Source organism: Salinivirga sp. (genome assembly GCF_035268865.1).
Lineage (GTDB): Bacteria > Bacteroidota > Bacteroidia > Bacteroidales > Salinivirgaceae > Salinivirga.
Map to the genome: position 1 here is coordinate 1 of NZ_DATFKB010000036.1, position 7,697 is coordinate 7,697.

Sequence of the window (7,697 nt, forward strand, 5' to 3'; positions counted from 1 at the left end):
TCCATTGCCATCTGAGGACCAGGGGCCGGTAGGACTATTGCCAATAAAATATATGTAACCAGCGCCTGAACCCCCAGCAACGTTATCTACAAGGATAGTCCCGTCGGTATTTCCGAAACATGAAGGATCAGTAGGAGTAACGTCGAAAGTTATTTCTGTAGGTTCTGTTAAATCCTGCTGTTGGGTATTACTGGCGCATCCTGCACCATCTTCTACGTAAACGTGGTATGTTCCATCCCCCAGATTTTCGAACAGACCGTCTCCATTAGGATCTTCAGTCCATGGTCCGGTAGAGGTTGGCCCAATAAAATATCTGTAACCAGCACCCGAACCACCAGCAACGTTATCTACAAGGATAGTCCCGTCGGTATTTCCGAAACATGAAGGATCAGTAGGTGTTATATCATAAGTTATCTCGTCCGGCGCATCAATCAATACTTCAAGCGTATCACTCACACAGAGGTTCCCGTCTCTGGCAAAAATATCATAATTGCCTTCGGGAAGAGAGAATGTTGAACCCGGTTGCCAGCTGGCACTTGCGGTATCAACCAAATATTCGTAAGGGCCTCCATCACCTCCGCTTGTGGCTGTGATTTCCACGGTACCATCTTCACCGAAGCAGGTTGGTTGGGTAATTGTATACGCATCAATTTCAACTGAATCGGGTTCTGTGAGGGTTACTTCTCCGTAATTAACTTTACAGTCATTCAGGTCTTTTATCCATATATCATAAGTTCCTGCTGAAAGGTTATAAAAGTTCGGGGCATCTTGGTATTCTGAAGTGACATCACCTCTAATTGAATAATAATAATCCGGAGCAACCCCGCCATCGGCTGTTATCTCTATTTCTCCATTTGTATTACCTGCACATCCGATTATGTTCTGTAGACTTACATTGGTTATCTTAAGTGTGTCCGGTTCAGAAATGTATACTGGGTTGGCTCCCCATCCTTTCTCACATCCATTGGCATCAGTTACAAATACATCATAATTATCACCACGCAAATCCTCAAAAGTATAACTTGCATCGCTTGTTATATGTGTTAAAGTGCCGGTGTTTTGGCCTTCAATTCGGTATTCATATGGTTCGTTTGCAGCCGCCCCATTCATTGTAATACTTATACTACCGTTTGGATCTATTGCGCACTGAACATTTGTTTTTGTTACAGCATCGATGCTGAACTCTGGTGGATTGCTTACTATTAAGGTTGCTTCAAGTGAGCTTGAATTAGGGCAATCATTTGCATCATCAATTTGAAAAGTGTATTTGCCTGGATTGAGGTTTGTAAAATGGTTATTCCCAGTTTGACTAACGATTCCCGCATCAAAGGTATAGGGAGGTGTACCCCCGGAAACGTAAATGGTAATTTCACCATCTGACCCATCATGGCAGGTAACCGGCACTACATCAGCTGAATCGTATACCAATTGATCGGGAGCTGTAATTTCAACAGGGTTTCCTCCCCAAACTGTTTCATCAGTACCTTTTTTTGCTATAATGTTATAGAATCCAGGTGCAAGATCATAAAACATGGTGGTATCATACCAGGTTGCTCCATTATCGATAGAACAAGAGTCGGCATCATCAGGATAAATTTTAATGATTCCATCATCTAAATCGTAACACGATGCGTGGGTTACAACTACTGAATCTATTGTTGGAGCGGCTTTTGAGCCTGACTTTATATCGTTATCGGGTGTTTGGGCGCTTTTTTTACCTTGATTGGATATTTGATTGTCGTTATTTTGATTTGAATCGCCTTTTGGCATAACGTTTTTGGTAGTTTGGGGCGATACACCGGGTTGCGTTTTTTTATTACCGGCCGGGCTCAAATTTGTATTGCTAGTGGTGGCAATGCTTTGGTGTGGGGCCAGCAACCTTTCATTATTGTCTGTTTGTGCAGCTCGGGTATTTGGTCCTACCAGGATATGGGCAGTAGCCTTTCCTGGTATTTTCCCATTTAAATGGGCTTTCATTTTTTTGCCGGAGCTTAGTCCTGCTTTAATCCAGTTTCCTGAATTGTTAGTCCAATAGGTATTTTCTGCTGCAAGGGTTGAAAGCAGAAAGATTGATGTAATAAGTAGAATTATGCGCCTCATAACTAAAACATTTATCGTGTTGTTTACAAAAAAAACTTCTTCACAATGCAAATATAAAACATTTTGTCAGCCAACTTATTGTCAGCAAAATAGTTTTGACGATTTAAGCTATACATTAGATTAAACTTTGAAACCGAATGATAACCGAATCATTTTTAATCCCTGTTAATTTAAAATACGCATGAATAAAGGGATGCGTTGCTCATTTGGTCAACAGAAAAGCGTATTTCATCAATTAGACGAATCTTTTAAAATCTTTGATGAATAAATAAAGCTGTGTAATGTTTCGTTTTTTGTGCTAAGTAAACCATCCCTGTTTCCGGTCCATTCAACTTTTCCTTCGTCAATAAATACAATTTTTTCCCCTATTCCCATCATTGAATTTAAATCGTGGGTATTTATAATGGTTGTCATATTAAAATCGTGGGTTAACTCCAGGAGTAAATCATCGATAACAACTGAAGTTTTAGGATCGAGTCCTGAGTTTGGTTCATCACAAAACAGATATTTCGGATTCATACTGATGGCCCTGGCTATAGCTACGCGTTTTTTCATGCCCCCGCTAAGCTCAGAGGGTAACAGGTGCTCTACATCGTGCAGGTTAACCCTGTCGAGGCAAAAAGCCACGCGTTTCATCTTTTCTGCTTTCGATTGATTTGTAAAAATATCAAGCGGAAAGCGCACATTGTCGGCCACATTATAGGAATCGAACAGTGCCGATCCCTGAAATAACATGCCCATTTCCTGGCGTACCTTTTTTTGCTCTGTTTTTTTTAGCCTGTGAAAGTCCCGGCCATCGTATAAAACAGTACCGTTATCAATTGTATGTAATCCAACAATAGACTTTAATAAAACCGTTTTTCCTGATCCACTTTGCCCAATAATGAGATTAGCCTTGCCTTGCTCAAAGTCAACATTGATATCTTCAAGTACTTTTTTGCCACTAAACTCTTTGTCCAATTGCTCTACTTGTATCATGCTAATAATAATTGGGTAAGTATCAGATTAAAAATTAATATCAACACACTGCTCGCTACTACGGCTTTTGTACTTGCACGTCCAACCTCAAGTGCGCCACCGCTTACATAATAACCGAAATATGCCGGGACACTTGTAAAAATGAATGCAAATACAACAGATTTTATTAATGAGTAATAAATGTACCAGGGTATAAATGCGTAGTGAATACCATAAATATAATCGTGTGCTGTGAGCACGCCTGTACTAACCGATGCTAAAAAACCTCCGAAAATCCCGATAAACATACTTATGATGGTAAGGAAAGGTATAATAAATACCATTCCCAGGATTTTTGGCCTTACCATGAAGGCTGATGGGTTGATTCCCATAATTTCTAAGGCATCAATTTGTTCTGTAACGCGCATAGTGCCAATTTCAGACGCAATATTGGAGCCTACTTTTCCGGCAAGTATAAGCGCTACAATGGTAGATGAGAATTCCAGCAACATACTGTCACGGGCAGTAAGACCAATCAAATACAACGGTATAATGGGACTTTCGAAGTTGTATGCTGTTTGCAGGGTGACTACTGCACCCATAAAAAATGAAATTATTACGACAATACCCAATGAGCCAATACCCAGCTTCCAGCCTTCAAGCATAAAATTTTTGAAATAAATACTAAATCGTTCAGGTTTACCAAAAACCCGGTAAATAAAGTGTGTATATCGTCCAATATGGTATAGTAACCACATATAATTATTGTTAATTTAGGTTTTGCAAATTACAATCTGTAATTGAGAATGACAAATGTAAGTCTTTTTTAGGGTTTTATTATTTGTGCATTAAGTATTTGTAGTTCATTACTCCAGTCTTGCGACGAAAATTCTTTATTGAGTGTTTTTATTTGATTTATTGTGGTTTTGATAAATTTTTGATGTGATTCACTTTGTGTGTTAAAAGGTTTATGCGATACTGCCCTGTTCAGCTTTTCAACTTTGCTAATAATTTGCCTGGCTTCTTCGGGTATATACACCTCTGCGAAACGCTCGAAAATATAAGCAATCGCAGATGCTGAAAGGTGTGTCATGTCATCGGCATAAAAGCGATAATCTCTTAAATCATCCATTACCAACTCATAAGAAGGAAAATAGCTACACTGTTCATGCATCTCAATAAGTTCGTGAATGGCCACTTTCAAAATTGACTTGGAAAGTTGGTTTTCTACAGCCCCATCTTTTAAATGTCGAATGGGGCTTAAGGTAAATACAATCTGCAATTCAGGATTGAGCTCTTGGAGTCTTCTGATTAAAATGGAGAATTCATCAACAATATCGCATGTTGACAGTCTGAAACGTTTGAAAGCTGCAGACGGAATTTTATGACAATTGCTTACAATTTTGTGGCTGCTCTTAAGTTCATATACCCATGCGGTTCCAAATGTAATGAATAATGTGTTGATGCTTTTCAGGTACGCGAGTGTTTCTTTTCTGGTAGTTTCAATCCTGGCTATGAGCTTTTGTTTTTCGGCTTCAGAAAAACTACTGTGATGTAGGTAGCTATGCCATAAATCATTGTGATAAACCAAATCGTTATCCTGTAATTCGCGACTTCCCAAAGCAAAGTTAAGGGTTTCCTGCACAGAGTAGGGGTTGTATAGTACCCCGTGAGGGTTTCTCAACACATTAAACTTTAGAGCGCCTAACTTATTTCCTATATTGTCGCTAAAGCATGAACCAATCAACATAGTTTTTGTATTGTAATCTATGCTGTTTGATGATGTTGGTATATTGAAAGTTGTACGAAAGTTTTTCATACTGTTCTGCTTAGCCATTGTTGAATTTCATTAAATGCAATTTGTCGCTCCTTCTCTTTATGTATTTCATGCAAGAAACCTTCAAAGGTTTTTATTTCAATATAGTGTGGGTTTTTGCCCTTTAGTTTTTTCGGCCCATTTAAGCTTGCTATCGGATCAGACTCACCTTGCAATATTAAAGTGGGGATTGAAAGCGATTGAATGTTTTCATTTATATAGCGTGCTGCTGCATCTAATTCCAAAAATGAGCTGATTGTGATCCGTCCATGTACCAATTCATCCTTTTCGTACTTTTCAAGCTCCTCTTTATTTGCAGTAAGTTCACTTCGTTTTATTCCTGCTTTAAGCGAAAATGCCGGCAAAACCGGCCTGAATATTCGAGCTAAATTTACAAGCCACTTTTTGGGTGGTTTGTTCAGCTCAACCCATGGAGCAGATATTATGGCACTTTTTACCTTTGGCCTTTTGCGAATTAAAAAATTCAATGCAATGTTGCCACCCATGCTATGTCCATATAGTATTTTAGGAAGATGCGGAAATAATTTGTCAGCCTTGTCAAACAACATAGCAGTGAAGTCCATGGGCTCACAGTAATTTTTAAAGTGCCCTCTTTTACCTTCAGACCGGCCATGGCCATGATGATCAGCCGAAATTACAGCCATGTCAATTTCAATAAATTTTTCAAACCAGGAGTCGTATCGGTGTATATGTTCACCAATGCCATGAATAAAAATAATCACTGCCTGTGGCGATTTTTCAGGCAACCATGTAGCTCCGTATACATTCTTATTATTGACCTTCCATTGATATTCTTCAACCTTCATTCGTGTGCATTTTACGATTTAATAATTCAGGAACTCATATAAGAAAATACTATTGTTTTGTGAACCCTCAAAAGTGTGTACAATGAGCCCTGATATTCAAAAATACGAAAAAGCCTGGGAATGCTTCCTTATATCACACGCATTTTAATTAATTTTGACCTAAAAGAAATTTTGAATGCAACAGGTTATTCAAATACGGACCAGAAGTGAGAATGGACTTTATGACATAACGCGTCAGGTAGATGAGTTTGTTATTGCTTCCGGAATAAAAGAAGGTCTTGTCCATGTTTATGCGCAAGGCGCCACCGCTGGAATTATGATTCAGGAGAATTGGGATGAGAGTGTGCAACGAGATGTAATTAGTCTTTTACGTAAGTATATTCCTCAGGGTGTTTGGGAGCATGATGCCCAGGACGGAAATGGTGATGCACATTTAAAAGCCGGATTGGTTGGTCCATCTGAAACCATACCAATTATAGATGGCAGACCCGGTTTGTCGACCTGGCAAAATATTTTCTTTTGTGAATTTGACGGCCCCCGTGAACAAAGGCCAATTGTGCTGACTATTCTAAAATAGTAAAATATAAACGAATGACAAACAAGTTTTTAGCGCTTATTCCAGCCAGATATGGTTCTACCCGGTTCCCGGGAAAGCCGTTGGCAATGATTGAAAATAAACCAATGATACAGCATGTTTATGAAAAGGCAACCGGTTTTTTTGAATATGTTTATGTAGCTACCGATGATGAGCGTATACAGAAAAGTGTAGAGCACTTTGGAGGGCGTGTGGTAATGACTAAAGACTCGCATCAAAGTGGCACCGATAGATGTGCAGAAGCCGTTCATAAATTGGAAAAGCAATTGGGGACCTTTTTTGATGTGGTGGTAAATATACAGGGAGATGAGCCATTTATTGATCCGGTACAGCTTAAGCTTATTGCTGAAAGTTTCAGGTCAGAAAAGACTGAAATTGCAACGCTTGTAAAAAAAATAGATTGTCAGACAGATTTGTTTGATATCAATAAACCCAAAGTTATTTTAAATAAAAACCTTGAGGCAATTTATTTTAGTCGTACGCCCATACCCTATTATCGGAACCTAGAAGAACATAAGTGGTTGAAGCATCATAAATACTATAAGCATATTGGGCTATATGCCTATCGGGCCGATGTGTTGAAACAAATCACTAAATTGGACCAAAGCAGTCTGGAGGTTGCAGAATCGCTGGAGCAGCTAAGGTGGATTGAGCATGGTTACCGCATTGCAGTTAGGGAAACAGATATAGAAAATATATCAATAGATACACCAGCCGATTTGCAAAAAATTGACAAAAAATGATTTTCGTGATATGTGCGCAAAAAAATTTGGGCATTTATAAAAAAAGTATCATCTTTGCCGTCGCAAAAGCCAGAAACGTCCGGAATTTATTCAAGATTTCGGGATTGGTGGAGCCAAATAAGCGAGAATAGCTCAGTTGGTAGAGCACGACCTTGCCAAGGTCGGGGCCGCGGGTTCGAGTCCCGTTTCTCGCTCAGGTTTTTTGAAAGTTATTTGAGAACCGCGGGCCGCGGGTGCCGCAAAACATAAAATCTTTGATTTTATGTCAGTTTTGCGTGCATTCTCGCAACAGTTGCAAAATCACAGATTTTGGCTGTTGCGGAATTCGAGTCCCGTTTCTCGCTCAGTCTTACCAGAAGCAAAAATATCAGGAGCCCTGGTGGCGGAACTGGTAGACGCGCAGGACTTAAAATCCTGTGGACAGCAATGTCCGTGCCGGTTCGATCCCGGCCCTGGGCACCAGCCTCCTCGAGAAATCGGGGAGGTTTTTTTGTTTATTGGAGGAAATAAAGATAAAAACAGGTGTTTGTTTATTTACTTGAGTCACTAAAGAGCGGGCAGCGTTATATCGGTCAAACTTCCAATCTTGATGAGAGAATGCGAAGGCATAATGCTGGTTATGTACGTTCCACCCGGAACAATGCTCCATGGAAGTTACT

Annotated in this window: 8 protein-coding genes and 2 tRNA genes; 5 read left to right on the plus strand and 5 right to left on the minus strand. The window is 39.6% G+C overall.

Translation table 11 applies throughout. The annotated features are described in order from the left end of the window. The 5 genes from VJ937_RS02505 to VJ937_RS02525 form a co-directional block, all read right to left on the minus strand. Nucleotides 1-2,100: SprB repeat-containing protein (locus VJ937_RS02505; protein WP_324065332.1), on the minus strand; the 2,100-nt coding region annotated here is incomplete at its 3' end. A 231-nt stretch (nucleotides 2,101-2,331) separates the two neighbouring features. Beyond that, entirely contained in the window at nucleotides 2,332-3,078 is a 747-nt protein-coding gene (locus VJ937_RS02510; protein WP_324065333.1) for an ABC transporter ATP-binding protein, read from the minus strand. Next, nucleotides 3,075-3,815 (minus strand): ABC transporter permease, encoded by a 741-nt coding sequence (locus tag VJ937_RS02515; protein ID WP_324065334.1) that lies wholly within the window; start codon nucleotides 3,813-3,815, stop codon nucleotides 3,075-3,077. Before VJ937_RS02515 ends, VJ937_RS02510 begins: the two co-directional genes overlap by 4 nt. A 68-nt stretch (nucleotides 3,816-3,883) precedes the next feature. Further along, on the minus strand, nucleotides 3,884-4,876 hold the full coding sequence (locus VJ937_RS02520) for a GSCFA domain-containing protein (RefSeq protein WP_324065335.1): 993 nt from the start codon (nucleotides 4,874-4,876) through the stop codon (nucleotides 3,884-3,886). Further along, complete coding sequence (locus VJ937_RS02525) at nucleotides 4,873-5,700, minus strand: alpha/beta hydrolase (protein WP_324065336.1); 828 nt, start codon at nucleotides 5,698-5,700, stop codon at nucleotides 4,873-4,875. Before VJ937_RS02525 ends, VJ937_RS02520 begins: the two co-directional genes overlap by 4 nt. A 175-nt stretch (nucleotides 5,701-5,875) precedes the next feature. Here VJ937_RS02525 and VJ937_RS02530 point away from each other — a divergent pair, with 175 nt between their 5' ends. The 5 genes from VJ937_RS02530 to VJ937_RS15690 all read left to right on the plus strand — a co-directional run. Next, the gene (locus VJ937_RS02530; protein WP_057953425.1) at nucleotides 5,876-6,277 is read left to right on the plus strand and encodes a secondary thiamine-phosphate synthase enzyme YjbQ; all 402 of its coding nucleotides are present in this window, start codon (nucleotides 5,876-5,878) and stop codon (nucleotides 6,275-6,277) included. A gap of 14 nt (nucleotides 6,278-6,291) precedes the next feature. Next, the gene (kdsB, locus tag VJ937_RS02535) at nucleotides 6,292-7,038 is read left to right on the plus strand and encodes a 3-deoxy-manno-octulosonate cytidylyltransferase (RefSeq protein WP_324065337.1); all 747 of its coding nucleotides are present in this window, start codon (nucleotides 6,292-6,294) and stop codon (nucleotides 7,036-7,038) included. A gap of 121 nt (nucleotides 7,039-7,159) precedes the next feature. After that, nucleotides 7,160-7,232, plus strand: a tRNA-Gly gene (locus tag VJ937_RS02540). A 179-nt stretch (nucleotides 7,233-7,411) separates the two neighbouring features. Next, nucleotides 7,412-7,500, plus strand: a tRNA-Leu gene (locus VJ937_RS02545). A 60-nt stretch (nucleotides 7,501-7,560) separates the two neighbouring features. Then, nucleotides 7,561-7,697, plus strand: a 137-nt coding sequence (locus VJ937_RS15690; protein WP_414706389.1) for a GIY-YIG nuclease family protein, incomplete at its 3' end; no start/stop codon positions are given.

Excerpts from the sequence above, each read along its gene's own strand:
- VJ937_RS02515 (WP_324065334.1), bottom strand. The coding sequence starts at position 3,815 with ATGTGGTTACTATACCATATTGGACGATATACACACTTTATTTACCGG.
- VJ937_RS02520 (WP_324065335.1), bottom strand. The coding sequence starts at position 4,876 with ATGAAAAACTTTCGTACAACTTTCAATATACCAACATCATCAAACAGC.
- VJ937_RS02510 (WP_324065333.1), bottom strand. The coding sequence starts at position 3,078 with ATGATACAAGTAGAGCAATTGGACAAAGAGTTTAGTGGCAAAAAAGTA.
- VJ937_RS02525 (WP_324065336.1), bottom strand. The coding sequence starts at position 5,700 with ATGAAGGTTGAAGAATATCAATGGAAGGTCAATAATAAGAATGTATAC.
- kdsB (WP_324065337.1), top strand. The coding sequence starts at position 6,292 with ATGACAAACAAGTTTTTAGCGCTTATTCCAGCCAGATATGGTTCTACC.
- VJ937_RS02530 (WP_057953425.1), top strand. The coding sequence starts at position 5,876 with ATGCAACAGGTTATTCAAATACGGACCAGAAGTGAGAATGGACTTTAT.